Source organism: Bacillus sp. 11B20, from assembly GCF_056098985.1.
Map to the genome: position 1 here is coordinate 322,872 of NZ_JBLZWZ010000009.1, position 19,882 is coordinate 342,753.

Sequence of the window (19,882 nt, forward strand, 5' to 3'; positions counted from 1 at the left end):
AAAGTTGTGTCAGTAAAGGGAAAATGGAGTATCGTCCTATTTGCGCTTGCAGTCGTCATTGGAGCAGTTGCTTTCTTTCAAAATCAACAAGCAAGCGGTACAGAGAAGAAAAATGTAAAGCAAGATACGAACTATAAAAACGTGGAAATTGTCACTCTCGTAAATGACGGGAAATTTATGAGATATGCAGTCAACTATCCTCTTTTTCATCAAAAAGAGCTAGATGACAAGATTCAAAGCTATGCCAATTCAGCATTAGAGCATTTCAAAAAAACATTCAGCGAAGCAAAGGATATCGATGAACATAAACGCTATGAACTGAATATTGATTATGAAATGGTGCATTATGCAAAGCAGTCTGCTGCCATTCGCTTTACGACCTATACGTATACTGGTCAGCAAAATGGAACCACCAATCATCTCACGATTAACTTTGATTTTCAGAAAAAAACCTTTCTTGACACAAAAGATCTATTTCTGCCTAAAACCAATTATTTAAAGAAATTATCCTATATTACATATACGGAGCTTCGAAAGGATAAAACCTTATCTAAGGATCAGCCTCTCCTTCAGAAAGGAACAGCCCCTGATGCTCAAAACTTCAGTCAATTTGCCTTGAAAGACAAATATGTAGAATTTTATTTCCCTGCATCTCAAGTAGCCGCAGAGGATCTTGGTCCGCAAACACTCGCAATCAAAAAGACATTGCTGAAGGACATATTAAAGCCAGAATATATGGATAAAATCAAAAATAAAAATGAAATGAAAGAACCGAACCCAAAAAGAAAAGCCGTCAAGCTTCCGCAAAAATCAAAGCTTGACCCGAATAAAAAAGCCATCGCACTCACATTTGATGATGGACCGAATCCAGCGACAACCTCAAAAATTTTAGATGCGCTCAAGAAAAATAAAGGACATGCCACCTTTTTCGTCTTAGGTAGCAGGGTGCAATATTATCCTGGAATGCTTGCCGACATTCTAAAAGGCGGGAATGAGATCGGAAACCATTCCTACAATCACCCTTTATTAACAAGACTGCCTTTAGAAGAAGCCGTGAAACAAGTGAAGGACACCCAGCAGCTGATTGAGAAAGCAAGCGGATATACACCTACGCACTTTAGACCGCCATATGGCGGTACAAATCAAAACATCAATGAGGCGATTGGGATGAAGGTCACTTTGTGGGATGTTGATCCTGAGGATTGGAAAATCCGCAACAGCCAGCAGATCACAAACCGCGTTCTCTCACATGCAGCAGATGGCAGAACAGTGTTAATGCACGATATTTATGAAAGCTCAGCTCAAGCAGCAGTAAAGATCATCCGTGAACTCACCAAACAAGGCTACCAGCTCGTCACAGTGAGTGAACTTGAACAATTAAAAAAAGAACGACATGAACAAACCCCTGTAGAGTAAACAGGGGTTTTTGTTTTATAACTCCAAAGACTTTTTTTGCTTCAATAATGCTTGAAATCTCTCTTCAAGCTCTTGCGACGGCTCAATACTTAAACGGCTGAGCACTTCAGACAGCTCCATATCAATTAACAGAAGCTCCTCTTCTCTATTTGTCACAGCTGGTTTTTCTTCCTTTTGTTTATATGCTTCATATGTGCCGTCAAATCCTTCAATACGTTCCTCATGAATATGGAAAATACGAGTGGCAACCTCCTCAATCAGCCTGCGATCGTGGGAAACAAACACAACGGTACCTGGATAATCTTTCAAGAGACCTTCAAGTGCTTCAACTGCGGCCAGATCTAAAAAGTTCGTCGGTTCATCCAGCATGAGAACATTGGCATCACTGACAAGTAAGGACGCAAGCATCGTTTTCACCCGTTCTCCCCCGCTTAATACGCCAACAGGCTTATGCACATCATCCCCTCTAAATCCTAGTCTCGCCAAAACCGTTCGAACCACTGTCTCTTCTTGAACCGCCTCTTTCAGCGCATTTTGTAAAATCGATTCATCTACCTTCAATCCTGAAAGATCCTGACGGAAGTACGCTAGCTTGACAGCCTCTGAGCGAGTAACTCCGGGATGTCCATTCACTAACATACGGAGAAATGTCGTTTTGCCGCTCCCGTTGTTTCCGATAATGGCAACCTTGTCTCCGCCCCTCACTTCCACATTCGCCTGCTTCCAAAGCACTTTATCGCCCGCCTTGCCATCTACATTTTCCACTCGCAAAATGGTACGGCTAGCTACTTCCTTCATCGTATGCTGAGTCATTTGGATCGGCTGAATGTCCTTTACTTTCTCAACCTTTTCTAATTTCTCCATCCTGGTTTCAATGGATTTGGCTGTTTTTTGCAGCTTTTTTTGCTTATTTGCATAGTAGGGCTTTGCAATTTTAGGTCCTGAGGATTTCACCTTTTGGGATGGCTTTGTCGCTTTGTCCGCCTTTTTCTTTTTCTTTTCCAGTGCATGCTCTAATTGTTTTTTCTTTTGTGTATAAGCTTCGTACGCTTCCACCTGCTGACGATGTGCCAGCTCTTTTTGCTGTGCAAAATGTGTGTAGTTGCCTTTGTAATGATGAAGCTTCCCATGATCCAGCTCCCAAATCTCCGTACATATTGCATCTAAAAAAGCACGATCATGTGAAACAACAATGAGAGCTCCTTGATAATGACGCAGCTTATCTTCCAGCCACTCAATATGCTCTGTATCCAAATGAGTTGTCGGTTCATCTGCTAATAAAAGGGCTGACGGCCGGCTTAATGCTCTTTCAATATAAGTCTGGGTCATTTCACCGCCACTCTGTCTGCCATCTCCTTGTTTCAATTGTGGAAGCAGGGTACAAGTCGCAGTGGCGGCCACCGTGCCGCTGTCTGGTGTTTCTTGCCCCGCCAGCACATGCAATAAAGTCGTTTTGCCGCTGCCATTTGTCCCTACAAGACCAATGCGATCATCTTGATGAATGGCTAGTTCCTCAATATCAAATAACAAGCGATCTTTTCGAAATACCTTTAACTGATTGGCTTTTAATAACATCCAATCCTCTCCTTTCATATCAGGAGACATGAAAAAGCCTCCCATTCTCAGAATAGGAGGCAAAATGGTGTACAAAAATAAGCGGATTGATCCCGTATGGTGTGCCGTTCCAATTTGAACACACACATCCCACGTATCAAACACCTCATTCTTTGATTCCCAAGCTGTACCATCCTATTCCGAAGCTAAAAAATGAAAACGCAGCAAACATGGCAAACCGATCGTTTGCTCACTGCCTTCGTTCATTCATTTTGCTTACAGGTCATAGGATTAGTACTTCATTGCATTGGGTCACCCTTCCGTCGTTTGTTACGTATACGATAAAAGATTGGTTATTTTTTGTCAAGCTGAAAAGGCATAAGTGAGTCGATTAACTGGAGTGTAAATGGATGGGACACTTCAAACAATTCGTCCTTTTTGCATTCCTCCACTAGGCTTCCTTCATGTAAAAATAGAAGACGGTCACATAGATACACCGCTGCTTCTACATCATGGGTAATGAGAAGGATCGTCATGTCTAGCTCTTGTTTTAATGTCTCAAGCAACTCCAATATTTGTACTTGAACAGAAACATCCAGTGAACTCAGGACTTCATCTAGTATGAGAATGGATGGGTGCGTTGATATGGCTCGTGCGATGCACACTCGCTGAAGCTGACCGCCGCTTAGCTGATGAGCATATTGATTCAGTACAGACGAGGGCAGCCTGACTTGCTGAAGTAATGACAAAACTTTCTGATCCAGATTCTGATTCTGCTTTAACAAACGCATCGGTTCTGCTACGATCTCTTTCACCGTAAAGGAGGGATGAACAGAAGATAGATAATCCTGAAAAACAACACTCATTTTCCCCCGATTCACCCTCCGCCACTTGTCAGCTGGCATGCCATCAATCTGTACCTCGCCTCTATCTATTTTTTCTAAACCGAGCAGGATACGTGCCAATGTACTTTTGCCACTGCCGCTCTCACCGACTAATCCGGCACATTGTCCTTTTTCAATTTGAAACGAAACGTTTGATATGCGGTCTTTTGGTTTCTTTTGATGTGAAAAAAGACCTTTCTTCTCACCGTGTTTGACTAGATTTATAGCTGTGATCAACATGGAAACGCCTCCGCTCTCTTCTGCTGCCGCAGTGCTTTAATAGGAGCAGATAATCGAAGCCTCGTCTCCAGTAAATGCTTTGTTTGGGGATGCTCGGGTGATGTGAACACTTCCTTGGCTGACCCATGCTCAAGCATCACTCCTTGGTGCATGACCATCAACTCATCGGCGATTGCCTGAACGACGCCTAAATCATGCGTTATAACGATCAAGGTGACACCGGTTTCTTCCTTTAGCCTGTGTAATTGTCTGATGACTTCACGCCGATTAAAGGCATCAAGCGATGCAGTTGGCTCATCTGCAATGATCACGTCAGGAGAAAGCATCAACGTGATGCCAATCATCACACGCTGAAGCATTCCTCCAGACAGTTCATACGGGTATTTTTTCATCAAATCATATGGATTTTTTAAATGAACACGTGCAAGCCCAGCCATAGCATGTGCTTTTGCTTCTTTCCCGCGTAAGCCCAAATGCTGCTGAAATGTTTCCAATATTTGATGACCAATCGTTTCGATGGGATTGAATGCATTCATAGCATCTTGTGAGATGAAACCTATTCGTTTCCCCCGCCATTGATGTGCTTCTTGATTTGTCAATGTTTTGCCGTAAAAAATGATCGTTCCTTCCACTTCTAGCGAAGGGGCGACAAGGTCAATTAACGCTTTTGCGAGAGTTGATTTTCCACTGCCACTTTCTCCAATGACGGCTAAACAGCGTTGTTGGTGTAAAGAAAATGTGATATTCGTCACTATATTCTTTTGCTGCTGTGGATCATGTACGGACAGATTTTTTACGTCGATTAAAGGCAAATGGCCTCACCCCTTTCTTTCTTGCATGATGCATGGCAGGATTCGCGGCATGCTGAAGGCTGTCTCCTAAAAAGTTCAACGCCATGACCACAAACAAGATGGCAAGTCCAGGCGCAAGCATATGGGCAGGATGTGTCACCATGACATTCTTCGCCTCGTTGAGCATCATACCCCATTCTGGTGTAGGTGCACTCACACCTAACCCAAGAAAAGACAGTGCTGATATATTTAAGATTACCCAGCCCGCATCAAGTGTCGCAAAAACAGCAATTTCTCCTGAGATGCGAGGAAATAGATGTCTCCTCAATATGTAAAAGGGTGTGCCGCCAGACACCTTCGCAAACTGAACAGAAGGTTCATTCGCATATTGAAGGACAGATGAACGAATCATTCTTGTATACCAGGCCCATTTCGCTAGGACATTCGCCAAAATAATATTGAATAGTCCAGGTCCGAGGATTCCCACAACCGCAAGGATCATCACCTCTGCTGGAAAGGAAAGCATGACATCACACAGCCTCATCAAAACCCCATCCACCTTTCCTCGAAAGAATCCCGCCATGAGTCCAAGTACACTGCCAATGAGCATCGTGATACACATCGTCAGCATGGCCGCAAGCATTGTTGTCCGAATGCCATATAAAAGGCGAGACAATACACATCTCCCTAGATGATCCGTTCCTAGTGGATAAGTAAGACTGATACCGGCATATTTTTGAAGAATGTTCGTATTTGTTGGGTCATGTGGTGCTAACACTGGTGCAAACAGTCCAGCTAATGCGACAAGTGCTAACAGCCAGATTGAAAGAATCGCCATACGGTCTTTTCTTAATTGATGCCACCCTATCATCGTTGTCAGACCTCCTTTCGCAACTGCGGATTCATGGTCATTTGGATCACATCAGCGATGAGATTGCACATAACAAACAGGAACCCCATCACAAACAAATAGGCTTGAATAATAGGGAAATCAGCATGGAAAATAGCTGTTACACACAACCGGCCAACCCCTGGCCAAGCAAAAAGGTTCTCAATAATAACAGTTCCTGCAATGAGCTTTGGAATAGACATGCCAAGTGCTGTCACCGCTAATTGCAGGGCATGCCTCATGACCTTCAGTTGAACGGTTCGTTCCTTTAAACCACGTGCTCTTGCGTAAAAAACAAAGGGCTCGTGCTGAAATTTTAGAATTTGATTGCGTATCAGTCTCACATAGGTCGATAAGTAGCCAAATGATAATGTGACAGCTGGAAGAAGAATCGATTTGAACCCTTCCATTCCACTCGTATTGACCCAATTGAATTTGACAGAAAAAAGCCAAATCAACAATATCCCCAGCCAAAAACTAGGCATTGAAGCGGCGATAAACACAAAGGCTCTCAAGATCCGGTCCACCCAGGAATGAGCAGCATATGCACAAATCACCCCGAACAACAAACTGAGCAATATGATCAAAAAGAGCGCTGCTCCTGCAAGCTGCAATGTAGCAGGCAGCGCCTCCATGATAAGATTAAAAACCGGCTCCTGTGTGACATAGCTCTTACCAAAATCACCTGTTAATCCATCTTTAAGCCATGTGGCATAGCGGATGAAAAACGGCTGGTCTAAACCTAACTCCTGACGCATCGATTCAATCATTTCTTCTGTTGGAGTGACTTGATTCACCCGCAAAGCGACCTCAGCTGGATCACTTGCCCGCATCGTCAGCAGGACAAAAGCAAAGAAGGTGATGAAGATCATAAGCGGAAAAAGCATCAGTATTCGTTTTAAGAGATAGTGAGTCATGTCTCTACCTCGTTTTATGATGCAAAATACATACGGTCAAATGGGATTTCATACTGAGACACATGAAAACCTACGCCTTTCAGGCGCTTATTATAAACGGCCTTTGTCACAGAATAAGAGATTGGGATGTAGACATTTTCATCATGGATATACGTCAATATTTCTTGATACATTTGTTTCCGCTTTTGCTCATCTGGTTCTACTAATACTTCCGTAATCGTCTCATCCAGCCACTTTTTCTTTTTCAGTCCTAATTGGGCTTGATAATCAGCATGGGATGCTACACGGAATGAAGAGACATAAGTTTGTGGATCATATGGGAGTCCCCAAGACAGCGAGTACATCAGATCGAACTTTCCTGTTTTTTGGCGATCTAAAAATGCCTGTTTTTCTTCTCCTCTAATATCCAGCTTGATCCCCACCTGCTTGAAATCTTGTTGAATCGATTCACTGATCGTTCTTTCCCCTGCATTATCGGAATTATAGTAAATAGCCACACTCAGCAGTTTGCCATTTTGATAGCGATACCCGTCTTCTTTCATCCTCCAGCCTGCCTCATCCAATATTGCCTCTGCTTTCTTCTTTTGATAAGTTTTCTTTTTCAATGGAATATTTGCGTAAGGGACAGAAGGGGCAAGCAATGTGTGTGCCACCTTTTCCGTTCCATTTAAAATGCCTTCTGTGATCATGTCCTTTTGAATGGCGTATTGAAACGCTTCTCTTACTTTCGGATCTTTTGTGATTGGCTGGTTTGAATTAATGACTATCGATCTTGAACCAACAGGAGGACTCACGGTTACACCATATTGACCTGCTTCTTTTAAAGCCTGGAATGAGTCTCCATCGATCATGTCACCATCTGCTCCAAATAAAAGATCTATCTCTCCTTTTTGGAGCGCAAGTAAGATGGTCTGGTGATCCGGCATGACTTTCCATTTCACGGTTGAAATTTTCGGCTTTTTCCCCCAATAGTGGTCATTCATTTCAAAAACGGCATATTGATTTTTCTTATGTTCCTTTAGAACATAAGGACCTGTACCTGCATAGCTTTTGACTCCTTTTGCAGTCGTTCCATCAATGAAGCTTTTTGGAGAAATAAAACGGAAGGGGCGTGTTAAGCCCAGCTCTTCTAACGTAGGATAATAAGGCTCTTTCAACGTGAGAACAAATGTATCGTCATCTAACGCCTTTGTGGATTTGATTTCGGATACGAGATTAAGCCAAGCGTTCTTTTCAATATTTTTGACGACAGCATCTATGTTCAATTTAACTGCCTTTGCATTAAAAGGCTCACCATCTGAAAAAGTCACACCTTTTCGAAGATGAAAGGTGTAGGTTTTTCCATCTTTTGAAATGTCCCAGCTTTTCGCTAAGGCAGGCTGAACGCCCTTCTCTGTATTGACGACAAGCGATTCAAACACCATATTTTGAGCAGCCATCTCTCCGCCGTATAGATGGGGATTGATGTCCCTGATATCTTTTGTACTTGCATACACGAGCTCATCTTCTTCTCTATCATTCATGCTGGAAGATGCTTTGTTTCCAGAGCATGAGGCCAATAAAAAACAAGCCATCACTGAAAACAGCATCATGGTGTATGTCACATAGAGATGCTTTTTCTCATATTTCTTCTTTATGTAAACAGGTTGATCACTCATATGTACTTCCTCCAATTCAACATTATCGTAATCATTACGATTATTAATCGAAATGATTACGAATTGAATACTAGCATACAGAAATGGGAAATACAACATCTTTTCATAAAAAAACAGACTCATGATTGAGTCTGTTTCGCTTGTATGAATTGATCGATCACCCTTAATGCTTTTTCTGTTCCACCTGCTGCTTGGAAGCTTTCTTCAATTTTCTCAATCCCCGCCCGGTACGTATCACTGCCTAAAACCGTCTCAACGGTCTCTCTTAGCTGCTCTGCTGTCAGCTGATCTTTATCAAGTGCGCAGGCAGCAGATAATTCGGTCAGTCTTTGTGCCACCATCGGCTGATCTTTGTCGACTGGAATGACGACCATCGGAACGTGGTAATGAATACCTTCATTGACACTATTCATCCCGCCGTGCGTTATAAACACATCTGTCAGTTCGAGCACTTCAAGCTGCGGCACATAAGGCTCGATCAGAAAATGAGCAGGCGCCTCTTTTAAGAGAGAACGATCTACTTTTTCACCTGTTGCGATAATTACTTTTCCGTCAAAGTCTGCGAAGGCATCTATACACATATTAAAAAATGCTTCTGTATCCCCAAGAACGGTGCCCATGGAAATAAAAACGACTTTTTCTTGCTCAAGTGCTTCCAGCGGGAAATCATGCTGGTCGGCTCTTTTTAGAAAGCTCGGTCCAATGAAGACAAACGAATCGTTTAATGAATCAACAGAAGGCTGGAAATATTCACTTGTATAGACGATATTCAGTTCTCCACGGTTTTTCATAAATTGCATCAAACGCGTTGGCTGAACGCCAAAACGCTCTTGTATTTTTTCTAACAGATGCTCGGCTTTCTCATCCTTCCTGTATAACGGTGTATCAAAATGCGCCTCTTGCAGCACAAAAGATGGGTTGGACCCAATGCTCGGAATGCGCAAGTAATCTCGAACAAGCTCCCCTGCCCCAAACATATCGAAGTAGACCAAATCAAATGAATGCTTATCGGAAAGTGTTTCCACTACCTCTAAAATATCATATGATGTCTGCAGCATGGCATGAAAGAACGGCTGCATGGAATCTAAATCTCCTTCTTCCACATGTAATGTCCGAATATATTCTGGATGTATATGTACGTGAGCGCCTAAGCGTTTGATTCGTTCCTGATAATGTACAGTTGTGACCGCATGCACTTCATCGCCTCGATCCGCCCATGCTTTAATCATTCCTAACATAGGGTTCACATGTCCTTCAGCTGGAAACGTAATCAATAAAATCTTCGCCACAAGAAATTCCTCCTCATTGTCAATTCTCTTCCATGTTAATCATATACAGCAAGCCGGCTCAACAAATACGCCTGAAAAGGAAAGAAATGAGTCTTATGTCCAGTATTTCATGATGAGGTGGCAAGAAAAAAGACAAAGTCTCCTAATAAGCACTTTGTCTTTTTCACATTATGATTTGAGCAGCATTTTTTTAAATGCATCAGACTGTTTTTCAATGGAGATCGGATCTGCATAGATAAATTCCTTGATTGAATAGTACAGGACATGCCCTTGCTTCACCGCTTGATTTTTCTTCCATACACCGCTGTTCGTAATATCAAGATTTGGCTCTTTTCCATCCTTTGTTGGTACAAGTAAATAGTCTCCTGTATACTCATTCATCTCTTCTAATGAAATTCCAAGATAGCCTTCCTTTGGAAGTGCCTTTTCTGCCTTTTCAGGTAAGCTGAATCCATAGCCTTGATAGATGACTTCCCCGCCGCGGCCAAAGTCCGTACCAAATAAGTACACTTGCTTTGGCTGGACATCCATAATGGAGAATGTCTTGTCATCACCAATTTTCGCTTTCACTTCTTCTCCGTCTTTCTTCAGCTTCTCGTCCATTTCTTGTATTTGTTTTTTCGCTAACGCTTCTTTTCCAAGAATCTTTCCAATTTCAATATGCATCTCTTTGAAGCTATGTTCACTTGTTGTAAACGTGATCGTTTTGGCAATCTTTTTATACTTTTCAATCTGTTCGTTTTGTGAATAAGCAATGATTAAATCAGGCTTCAGCTTTGCAATCGCCTCCACATTTTCCATCGGCACCCGCTTCACACCTGTTTCATCTAAAAAGGATGATTTAGGATAAACATCTGTCATGCCAACAGGTGTCACACCTAACTTTTTAAAGTTCCCAAGCTGCGCTGTTAACACAACAATCCGCTTCGGCTTGGCAGGAATCGTGATCTTTTCACCCGTTTCCGTTGTATATGTACGCGTACTTGCTGCTTGCTCTTTATTCTCTTTCTGCCCGCATGCTACTAACAGCAGTGCCAGCAGACTGACTAGCCAAATCATTTTTTTCACTTACAAAACCACCTTTAATTGAGAATGATTATTAATTATAGCATAAATAAACATTCATAGATGAAACGTTTTAAAAGTGAATCATACATGAGGCGGAACAAAAAAACCCTCTCCAAAGGAGAGGGCTTCGTTGAGACCATTGTCTATCGTAAACAAGGTCAAGTACGCGCTCGGAGGGATTCGAACCCCCGGCAGACGTGGTACCGGAAACCTATTGCGGAATTATATACGATTCTTACTACGAAAGCCTTACGTACACTTATTTCGGATAACGGTCCGTACTATTTCGGACACGAATCCGGAATGTAATCAATGCGATTATACACCGGATATTGTAGGCGGTCAACGTTTCGAATGTTGGTCGCACCGTGCGACGATCAATCCGCTTCAATAAACGCCTCGAACGCCTCTAATTTACCACGCATTTTCCTACGTTTTGCTTCGCTCGCTGCACGCTGGAACGAAATATACACGTAGTCATCAAAACGGCTAATTTCGTTCAATTTCGCTTTGAGTATCGTTTTGTACCACGCATCTACGAATGGCTCCGGATCATGCTCGATCATTAGCGTATGATCTACGGAAGCCTTAGCACGCAATAACAAGCCGTAATATTTATAGATTTCTGCTGCGTCAAAGTAGCGACTCATAGCGCTGTAGATTTCCGTTGGCAACGAGTTTTTCAGCGCTTCAGCCGGCACCGCAGCCGTATCTTTAACGTGCTTTTGATTTAATTGATTAATAGAATCCGATGGTTCATTTTCGATTTTCGGCGTCTCAGCCGTTGGTGCATCGGCGTTTTCCGGCGCTGGTCGAGTGGTCATTGTCGACTGGTCATTCGCGGCTAACGGTAAGATGACGATGATGTTTGCGCCCCTGCCTCCGTTGATTTTACGAGTCGTTGCGACTTTCTTTACGATGTTCAGCGCAGCCAATTGATTAAGAACGCGGCGAGCCGTCTTGACCGACTTACCGATTAAATCCGCTAGAGTTTCCGCTTTGAGATGCGCTGCACCTGCGAACTTAACCGCATAACGTGCGATTTGTTTGAGTGCGGTCCGCGCCGTATCTGATAAGTCGTATGAATTTCGTTTGATGTGTTCGTAGACGGCCGTATTTAGGGCCTGCGTCGATGAGAACGTTTGGTGTTCCGCTAAGTAATGCATATCAATTCCGCCTTTCGTAATTTACTGTTAACGTAATTATAGTTACGGAAAACAGAATTGTCAATTACGTATTGCGTAATAAACGAAAAAAGATTATACTTAACGTAATGAATATCGGAGGTGGCTTACGTTGAGGCTTCGCATTAACGAGTTATTGCAAAAGCACGGATACACCCAGCAGAAGGATTTCGCGGAAAAGACCGGACTATCAACACGCACTGTAAGCGAAATGTGTTCCGGAAAGATGAAGAGATATCCGAAGGATGTTCTCGAGAAGGTAATAAAGGAGTTCGACCTAACTGACGCTAACGATTTGTTTGATATTTCCGATTGATAAGCGAACACACATTCGGTTATAATTTAACCGGAGGTGTCGCCTATGTGGGACGAACGAAAGGATCAGAACCGCTGGCAAATGAAGTTTATACTGCCGGAACATAACGAAGCTTTGCGTCAATTACGCCTCGCGAAGCAGAAGATAGAACGGCCGGTATTAAGCGAAGAACAATTCGCCGAATTTGAGTTCGTTATTTCTTCGGCAATGAGCGAAGACTTGCCGCTGTTTTTCGAGCTATACGATGACGGATTTGTTCGGGAAGTAAATGGTCGCGTTGTATACGTGGATCATCTACGGAAGGAATTTCGTGTGAAGGATAATCGAGGCGATACTAATTTCGTTAGGTTTTCGGATATACTAAACGTAAAAAACGCCCCATCCGGCTAGGGATGGGGCTTTTCGTTCAAAAGGTTAACGTTCTATTAAAACGGACTAATGATCTATTGGAAGGGTCGTCGCCCTTACTTAATTGTACTTGTAATTCGATATCTTTTATGTTGTCGTAATCAACGTCGTCTAAGGACCAGTATGAAACTGATTTAAAAGTAGCGTCTTTAGTGTCCATAGTTATATTATCGGAATTATAATCGACAAAAACCAGCTCGGATGACCCGAGAGTTTTCACTGAGTTAATACGTAAAACGAATGTGGCAGGAGAAACTAAATAGGTCTCGTCTTCTGATGTATTTCTAAAAGAGATACTTAAGCCAATCTTCCCTTCCGAGAAATGAACTTTTTGTACGTCCACATCAACGTCTTCTATACTACTTTTATAGTCGACATCTACAGTTTTTAAATCGTTTGGTCTAGCCAAACTAAGATCAGGAGCTTCGTTATCCTCGTAATTATATTCAATCTCCCGTTTAGAATCACTTACCTTTACGTCATTACAGCCGGATAATAGCAGCAAAGCCATAACTGTAGCTATAAAATATACGGAAATCTTCTTTATCTTTATATCTTCCGCCTCCCCTCCGTTCAATTATACGTTATTGTTATGTAAGACGGCTACCTACGTTTTTATACGTAAGCAACCGCCAAAAGTTCCGCTTATTTCTTTCCGACTTCATCCAACGCTTTTCGTTCGCGCGCCTTCTTTGTTACGTCGTTGTTTTTCCAGTACGCTAATAGCGAAGTTGCCCCGAGGAACAACAACGCAATAAAGTCGGACACTGCCGCTTCGTCTACCGGAATCGTCTGCACGCCAAACATCGTCAGCCCGCTATTTACGAGAGCCAACGCAAGCAAAATAAATCGAGTCACCGTTCCCGCGCTAATATTCGTCTTCATACGCTATACCCCGCTTTCTTAAGAGCTGCCACTAGTTTTGCGCGTGTTGCTGGTCCGTAGATACCATCGTTTGCAATGCCGGCCTGCGTCGATTGGAATCGCTTGACTGCGTTTGCCGTTTTCGGACCATAAATGCCGTCGATGCCGTTATTCTTCGCCCCTTTGTCCGGGTAGAAATAAACGGCTGCTAGAGCGTTCTGAAGTTGCGTGACGGCTGACCCACGAGCACCTTGACGGATTACACCGGTTGGCACCGTTAGTTTTTTAGCCGACGGCTTTGGTTTAGAGGTCTTCACCGGCTTAGTCGCCGTGCCCGTTTTAGCCGGCGCTTTGCTTCCGTTTAGCTTGGCGAGTTCTTTAGCAATCGCTTCTTTCACCGCTCCCCAACGACCTTCATCGAGCACACGATGCGGGCAATGCTTTCCACTCCAATCTTCGTGCTTCTTGACGCGATCGACGCCCCAGCCGCGTTCTTTTAGAAGCTGCGCGATAAATTTGATCGCCAACGCTTCCGCTTTTTTGTATCGCTCGCCGCCGGATTCAGAGTAGCAGACCTCGACGCCAATTGACGTTCTGTTTCCGCTATTCACGCCGCTGCCGTCTCCGCAATGCCATGCGTTTCTATTCGTTTCAATACCCTGAATAACTTCTTTATCGTCTACTGCGAAGTGATACGAGACTGTTGCGTTGTTATTTCTCATGTACGAAATTTCATTTTCCGCAGAGGCATCATTCGCCGTATTGTGAAACGTAATGTATTTCGCATTCATTGAATACGGGCATTTAATTGAAGTTTTCGTAGAAGATACAAGCATTTTTCGTACTTTAATCGTCATATAATCGACTCCCTTTTCGTTTTATTTAGAAGTAATAACGGAACAGGACCGGCACCAACGCCAGCATTACCGGAACCGCAATCCCGATAAGCCAACGCCGATCACCTTTAACCTGGTCGCGGTATTCTCGTAGATCGTCGCGGGCCGTTTTAGCAATACGTAGGGCTTCGCTCGCCTTGTCGTCAGCCGTGTCCGCCCTAGATAGTGCCGTTGCCGCCATTTCTCGGAACTCTTCGAAGATGCGCGTCTGATGTTGTTGTGTTGCGATGATGGTGGCGATGTCGACCTGTATCTTCGCGATCTTTTCATTAAGTTCGTGCGTAGTCGGTTGAGTCACCGCAAATCCTCCTTAAGTGCAAAATAAAAAGCCTACGCTTCTACGTAAGGCTCACCTGTAATTTCTTCGTATTGTTCCGGCGTAATTTTCCCCTTGACGACCGCCGCAGCGACTTGTTCCTTCGTCCAATCTCCGTCTGCGTAAAACTTCTTGATGATCGCGAACCAATCCATTAAATCACCCCTCCCATCATTAGCGTAAAAACCAACTCGGCGTGCTGTTGTCGTAGAACTTCGATTTCAGTCGGCGGCGCTTTCGGAAAAAGACTGTCAATATACTCTTGCGTAGCCCCTTCGAACCACTCTCCTTTATCCGGATCAAACGTCGCAATAAACAAGCCGCCTTGCGGTTTGACTGGCGTGTATCCTTCGGGAATTTCTTCGCCGTTTTCTATGTCTAATAGGATATCCGCCGACGGAAGATAAATAAAATCGTCGTCGTATTTATAAACCCATATCATCTAAACACCTCCTAGATCTTCGCTCTAAAACGGAAGCCAAACGTGATGAATTCGTTTGGATTTGCAGTATTAGAGCACGATTGAACACAAACTCTTCCATCCGTGCTGATGTAAGTTCGGTGATATTGCGGTACACCAGGCGTTCCGACACTAGAAGCCACGCCAATAAAATGCATTGATTGTGCTGGGAAGTACTCAGGGAGTAGCGTAAATGCGGTAACGTTAGCGCCGATAGCACCTCCGGATATTGAACCTAGAATTTCCACGACCCCTCCAGCATCCTTTGTGTATCGGAGTGTATGAGTCGATCCGTCCGTCGAAGCATATTGAACCCAACCGTTGCCTGGAGTCGGGTACTTCCACGTAACGTTAGCATCCGCATCTGTTATGACGCGTCGCCACCCACTCCATACGTTATTGTTTAAATAGTTGGTATATATGTTATTGGCGTAATCCGTTGCATACACCCATCCGTAAGTTGCTTTACCGTTAGAAGCGTCAGTCATATGGTACATTCCTCTAAAGGATCGAGTATTCGGTAAGTCTCGCGAACTAGCTATTGCGTAAAACGTTCCCTGCCCTAATCCGTTATTTGTTATCGACTCTAGAATACTTCCGGAAGTATCTTTTAGAGAAATTAACGGGAGACCCGTGTCTTCAGTAATTCTTCTTTTTTGGTAATTACTTACGTATTCTTTCGCTTGCCGCAGTGCTTCGTCCGACTTCAACTGCGCCCCTGACGTAGTCTCCTTCGAGTTCCATGTCGATCGTTCTTCGTTAGTCACGTGTTTCACTGTATCATTTGCGTGTGCGGTTACCTTCGCTTGGGCGCCGGCCGTCGACTCCTTCGCGTCCCATTCCGCTTTCTCCTCAGTCGTGACGTGAACATCCGTGTTTCCGGCATGCGCATCGACTTTTTCCTGAGCACCCGCCTTCGTCTCTACGTTATCTAAGTCCTCGAACTTCGCTTCGATTTCCGCAACGGTTGCAACAACGTCATCGTAAAGATCGTTAATTTGACCGCGCAGTGTTTCAAAGTCATCGATGTAGTACTCCGCGACGGGGACGATGTCTTGATCGATGAGTGACTGCTCGATGTTGAAGCCGAATTTATGAATCGAAAGCGCCTGCCCGTTCATGTAATACAGAACCAGCTCGGCTTTTACCGCGCCGTAATGTCGGATCTCATCCGCAGCTAAAACATATTCGGCTAGTCCTTCCGGTTTATTTACTAGTGTGACCGCTCGAATAAAACGGCTGCCATCCGCCATCGAAAGGACTAATTTACCTACGACCGCAGACAACGGCAACGGTACGCCGTCTTTCGTAAGTTTAAAGGACAGGCGCGCCGTGTTTATATCCTGCGTGCTAAATTGTATGGCGGCATTGATAGGCCGCTTTGTTTGCGCATTGACGTCGAAAGACAAAGCGCCGTCTTTTGCTAACATCCATTTTCCTCCCTTTAAATAACGTTCGCAGTCGAAGTGATTGGGTCAATACTGTTATCGTTATAGCTGTCGTCAGAACCGGCACCCTTTACGTAGTTCCCATACGTGGATATCTGAGAGCAAGTATTCGTTAAATAAATTCCGTGGCGCATGGTCGTACCGGTTACGTCATTAAATGCGCACATAGATCGCTCAACGCCGGTCAAAAAGATGATGCCGTCGTACCCGTCGCTTTCCGTCGTTCGTGTACCAACGTCTACGAGCGTATTAAAAAAGACGCGCACTCTTTGTGACGACCCTGATACTGAGATTCCGGAAAAGCCGACTTCTTTCAAAATGTTATTTGCGACAGTGACGTTATTGCATCCGCCCTCTTCAACCCTAACTCCGTTACCTTTTATGCCTCGTAAAACATTCGCCGTTACGGATCCGTACATACTACGAGTAACTAAAATACCGTGGTGACCGGTTCCATCGAGAACATTGCTGGAAATGGTAAAGTTATAGACGTCTGATACGTGGATTCCATGTCGTTCTACTACGTTATCAATGACGTTATTGGAGATTGTCACATCATCGATCGTCTGATAGCCTTTCCTGCCGTACACCTGAATTGCGTGATTCTTCGATATGTTCGTGATTGTATTGTCTGTAATAACGTGATGCTTCGTTTTGTTTATACGACCAGTCGGATTACCGTTCGCATCTTGTGTATATTGAGACGTTATGGTTGGTAGTAGAATACGGATGCCGGAAGCGCAGTTGTTTAGCTTGTTGCCGCTGATCCGCGTATCGTACCATTTGTTGCCGCTGATTGCGTACTCAGTCGTGTCCTCGATCACGTTATCTAAGATGCGGATGACCGAATACCAAACGCCATCCGTACTCGTATGTGAATCGACTGCACGCGCCCAGCCTCCGAGATTGTTGGATCTTCCGAAGTAGTTTCCGCGAATGACGATGTTTCTTGTGACGGTTTGATCGTACGAACCGAAAGCGCCGAAGTTTGCAGAAGAACGCATTAGGTCGATCTGAATCGCAGCCGAGAACCATCGGTCGCCTACGTAGTCAGCGTATCCTTTAAATTTAACGTTTTCTATCAAGACGTTTTGGTTGCCTGCGCAGTCAAATGCATGCCCACCTACGACATCAAGTACGGTAATATCGCGAATGATAATTCCGTCAGCATGCGCAAAGCCGAAGACAGAGCATTGCTGCTTAATGACGGTTCCATTGCTGTCGAAGGTACCGCCGCCCTCAATCACGATATTTCCATGACCGTTGTAGCCGCTGAAATTATCAGTTTCCAGTCCGTTGACTAGCATTGAACCGACGAAGTTCCGTTTGATAACTGCGCCGCCCTGAACGATAAGTCGCGTGTTTCTGAAAATACGAAGCGTTCGGGTCTGCGTATAGTTTCCAGGCGGAACGACAAGTGTGATAGGCGTTGACGTTGATAAGTCCAGCGCCGCTTGCATTGCGTCATCGAAGTTTCCGTATTTCTCTAAGTACGGACGCAACGAAACAAATACGGCCATGTCTTCGATCTTCTTCATTAGCTTAGCGAAGTCGTAATCGAAACGATCTTTCGCCGTCGGATGCGTAGATGCGTCGAGCGCTACCCGCAAGTCAACGACTTCTTTAACGTCTTCGCCATCGTGATTAACGACGAGGTTCGCAAAGCGAGCGTTCAAGTTATCTAGGCGATTGGCAGCAGTAAAAAGCCCGTGCTGAATTTGCTCGGACTTGTGTGCGGGCGATGCGTTTTTATGGGCGTTTAGCTCAGCCGTGACCTTCGTAAAACCTTGCTCGATATTCGAAAAATTATCGTTTAGGTTATTCCGCGCAATACGATCCCACGCCGACGCTATTCGCTTTAAAAATACGTTAGCCATTTAGTGCCTCCTTTATTTTGATTCTAGCGCGGCCACTCTCGCAGTTAGCGCCGTTAGGTCCGATTCGAGTTTGTTAAGATCAACGTTGGCCCCTGAAGAACTGACGGTGACCTTCGATATTTTTATAAAATCTGCCGACGACATCAGGCCGGCCTTTGATGCGCTTGCCATGTCTACTTGCGGCTTACCGTCCGGCCCGACTATGATGCTTTGTAGCTTCTGATAATCGCTCGACACCATCAATCCGTCTGAAACTGCCGTCGCCGGTCCGTACTTCGGAATAGTTGTCGGGTCATAACCGTCGTCAAAGTTGGTGTCACTTCCGATGCGTATTCCGGCTCCGATGGTCGTTCCTTTTACCTTTCCGGCCGCATCAAACAGTTTAGATACGCGCTTCTCCGTCTTGCGGAAACCTTTCATATCTGTTTTAATATCGCGCTTCAGCTTTCCGAATGTGTAGACCGGAGATTTATTCGGATCGGAATAGCGCTCGACTCCGACAACCTTAATTCGTTTGTTGATTCCGAATGGATCGATCATGCACCAAACGTAATCACCTTTTCGGATATCTTGGACTCCGAAATGACGAAGCTCCGTATAGGTCAGCGTTAGTGATAGTTCGATCGTATCCGTTAGTTCCTCTTGCAAACGGATTTCTAACTCGTCAGCATTAGCCGAAGTATACGCATCGTCACGAATAGGGGCAGCGTGCTTAATTCCGTAGATTTCGGCCAGCGGACTCGTGTATTCAAGTTCGACCGCATATGCTTTCGTTTTGTCGTTCTGTTTACCGAAGCCGCGGATATACGTCTTCAACGAACTCGTATCGATCTCAACCGATTCGTCGCGCGAATTGAATTTATAACGAATCTGATAATCGGTGTCTCGAGCCAATTCCTTCGCAATTACAACCGTTTTGCCTTCGAAGGTGTATTCCGCTTTGTATTTATCGAGAATGTCCCGTAGTAAATCGTTAGAAAAACCATCGCCGAAATCTTCGAGTTCGAACGTAGCGTCCAGTCCTTCCGGGGATATGTCGTACGTGTACCCCGAACCTTCGAGTGCGATCGCAACCATATCGTCAATGGTCATCTTCTTTTTCTTGCCGGACTTACTATAAACGTAGTTATCTGCGAGGTCGATTAACGGCTTATAGACGCCAGAAGCCTCCATCTTTATCGTTTCATTTACCGTGACTGGACGCGTCTTTTTGATGACGTATTCTTCGCCGTCGCAGACGAGTATGTTTTCGTTCTCAATCAATCCGAAAGAATGATCGTTGTTCCTCGTACTTAAAACCGACACATCAAGCGACTTCTCATTCTCGGATGTCTCCCGAACCGTACAATCATAGTCGGTAAGCGCCTCGACTTCGCCTCTTACCGTTTTTATAAGTAGCTCCACCGC

At 44.4% G+C, this 19,882-nt stretch carries 21 protein-coding genes; 3 read left to right on the top strand and 18 right to left on the bottom strand.

Annotated features, from left to right (window positions below; genetic code table 11):
- Positions 1–6 precede the first annotated feature (6 nt).
- Entirely contained in the window at positions 7–1,416 is a 1,410-nt protein-coding gene (locus ACN6NB_RS15835) for a polysaccharide deacetylase family protein (protein WP_064498010.1), read from the top strand.
- Between the two features lie 15 nt (positions 1,417–1,431).
- Here the strand turns inward: ACN6NB_RS15835 and abc-f are convergent, their stop codons facing one another.
- The 9 genes from abc-f to ACN6NB_RS15880 all read right to left on the bottom strand — a co-directional run bounded on the left by abc-f (position 1,432) and on the right by ACN6NB_RS15880 (position 11,872).
- The gene (abc-f, locus tag ACN6NB_RS15840; protein WP_192846808.1) at positions 1,432–2,991 is read right to left on the bottom strand and encodes a ribosomal protection-like ABC-F family protein; all 1,560 of its coding nucleotides are present in this window, start codon (positions 2,989–2,991) and stop codon (positions 1,432–1,434) included.
- Between the two features lie 332 nt (positions 2,992–3,323).
- Positions 3,324–4,094 carry an ABC transporter ATP-binding protein gene (locus ACN6NB_RS15845; RefSeq protein WP_059376637.1) on the bottom strand — a complete coding sequence of 257 codons (771 nt, stop codon included), beginning with the start codon at positions 4,092–4,094 and terminating at the stop codon, positions 3,324–3,326.
- Entirely contained in the window at positions 4,088–4,906 is an 819-nt protein-coding gene (locus ACN6NB_RS15850; RefSeq protein ID WP_059376632.1) for an ABC transporter ATP-binding protein, read from the bottom strand. Before ACN6NB_RS15850 ends, ACN6NB_RS15845 begins: the two co-directional genes overlap by 7 nt.
- Complete coding sequence (gene opp1C, locus ACN6NB_RS15855; protein WP_059376656.1) at positions 4,869–5,756, bottom strand: nickel/cobalt ABC transporter permease; 888 nt, start codon at positions 5,754–5,756, stop codon at positions 4,869–4,871. The genes ACN6NB_RS15850 and opp1C overlap by 38 nt, the downstream gene beginning before the upstream one ends.
- Positions 5,757–5,761: 5 nt before the next feature.
- Positions 5,762–6,691, bottom strand: a complete 930-nt coding sequence (opp1B, locus tag ACN6NB_RS15860) for a nickel/cobalt ABC transporter permease (RefSeq protein ID WP_144491526.1) — start codon at positions 6,689–6,691, stop codon at positions 5,762–5,764.
- Between the two features lie 14 nt (positions 6,692–6,705).
- Positions 6,706–8,349, bottom strand: coding sequence for a nickel ABC transporter substrate-binding protein (nikA, locus tag ACN6NB_RS15865; RefSeq protein ID WP_106025594.1), 1,644 nt, complete (start codon positions 8,347–8,349; stop codon positions 6,706–6,708).
- A gap of 119 nt (positions 8,350–8,468) precedes the next feature.
- On the bottom strand, positions 8,469–9,638 hold the full coding sequence (locus ACN6NB_RS15870) for a macrolide family glycosyltransferase (RefSeq protein ID WP_144491527.1): 1,170 nt from the start codon (positions 9,636–9,638) through the stop codon (positions 8,469–8,471).
- Positions 9,639–9,806: 168 nt separating this feature from the next.
- Entirely contained in the window at positions 9,807–10,697 is an 891-nt protein-coding gene (locus tag ACN6NB_RS15875) for an ABC transporter substrate-binding protein (RefSeq protein WP_047203877.1), read from the bottom strand.
- A gap of 386 nt (positions 10,698–11,083) precedes the next feature.
- On the bottom strand, positions 11,084–11,872 hold the full coding sequence (locus ACN6NB_RS15880; protein WP_474253426.1) for a helix-turn-helix domain-containing protein: 789 nt from the start codon (positions 11,870–11,872) through the stop codon (positions 11,084–11,086).
- A 130-nt stretch (positions 11,873–12,002) separates the two neighbouring features.
- On the opposite strand from ACN6NB_RS15880, the gene ACN6NB_RS15885 reads away from it, so the two are divergent.
- Together ACN6NB_RS15885 and ACN6NB_RS15890 are read left to right on the top strand one after the other, a co-directional pair.
- On the top strand, positions 12,003–12,206 hold the full coding sequence (locus ACN6NB_RS15885) for a helix-turn-helix domain-containing protein (protein WP_144625243.1): 204 nt from the start codon (positions 12,003–12,005) through the stop codon (positions 12,204–12,206).
- A 45-nt stretch (positions 12,207–12,251) separates the two neighbouring features.
- Complete coding sequence (locus tag ACN6NB_RS15890) at positions 12,252–12,596, top strand: YolD-like family protein (RefSeq protein WP_474253427.1); 345 nt, start codon at positions 12,252–12,254, stop codon at positions 12,594–12,596.
- Positions 12,597–12,612: 16 nt separating this feature from the next.
- On the opposite strand, the gene ACN6NB_RS15895 is transcribed toward ACN6NB_RS15890, so the two are convergent.
- The 9 genes from ACN6NB_RS15895 to ACN6NB_RS15935 form a co-directional block, all read right to left on the bottom strand.
- Positions 12,613–13,191 (bottom strand): hypothetical protein, encoded by a 579-nt coding sequence (locus ACN6NB_RS15895; RefSeq protein WP_474253428.1) that lies wholly within the window; start codon positions 13,189–13,191, stop codon positions 12,613–12,615.
- Positions 13,192–13,259: 68 nt separating this feature from the next.
- Positions 13,260–13,499 carry a phage holin gene (locus ACN6NB_RS15900; protein WP_081124750.1) on the bottom strand — a complete coding sequence of 80 codons (240 nt, stop codon included), beginning with the start codon at positions 13,497–13,499 and terminating at the stop codon, positions 13,260–13,262.
- Complete coding sequence (locus ACN6NB_RS15905) at positions 13,496–14,335, bottom strand: peptidoglycan recognition protein family protein (RefSeq protein ID WP_474253429.1); 840 nt, start codon at positions 14,333–14,335, stop codon at positions 13,496–13,498. The genes ACN6NB_RS15900 and ACN6NB_RS15905 overlap by 4 nt, the downstream gene beginning before the upstream one ends.
- Positions 14,336–14,360: 25 nt before the next feature.
- On the bottom strand, positions 14,361–14,672 hold the full coding sequence (locus ACN6NB_RS15910; protein WP_047204067.1) for a hypothetical protein: 312 nt from the start codon (positions 14,670–14,672) through the stop codon (positions 14,361–14,363).
- A 32-nt stretch (positions 14,673–14,704) separates the two neighbouring features.
- Positions 14,705–14,845, bottom strand: coding sequence for an XkdX family protein (locus ACN6NB_RS15915; protein ID WP_080967232.1), 141 nt, complete (start codon positions 14,843–14,845; stop codon positions 14,705–14,707).
- Entirely contained in the window at positions 14,845–15,132 is a 288-nt protein-coding gene (locus tag ACN6NB_RS15920) for a hypothetical protein (RefSeq protein WP_341084509.1), read from the bottom strand. The genes ACN6NB_RS15915 and ACN6NB_RS15920 overlap by 1 nt, the downstream gene beginning before the upstream one ends.
- Positions 15,133–15,143: 11 nt before the next feature.
- On the bottom strand, positions 15,144–16,580 hold the full coding sequence (locus ACN6NB_RS15925; protein ID WP_474253430.1) for a phage baseplate upper protein: 1,437 nt from the start codon (positions 16,578–16,580) through the stop codon (positions 15,144–15,146).
- 14 nt (positions 16,581–16,594) lie between these two features.
- Positions 16,595–18,475 carry a right-handed parallel beta-helix repeat-containing protein gene (locus ACN6NB_RS15930; RefSeq protein ID WP_474253431.1) on the bottom strand — a complete coding sequence of 627 codons (1,881 nt, stop codon included), beginning with the start codon at positions 18,473–18,475 and terminating at the stop codon, positions 16,595–16,597.
- A gap of 12 nt (positions 18,476–18,487) precedes the next feature.
- Positions 18,488–19,879, bottom strand: coding sequence for a phage tail protein (locus tag ACN6NB_RS15935; protein ID WP_474253432.1), 1,392 nt, complete (start codon positions 19,877–19,879; stop codon positions 18,488–18,490).
- Positions 19,880–19,882: the final 3 nt, after the last annotated feature.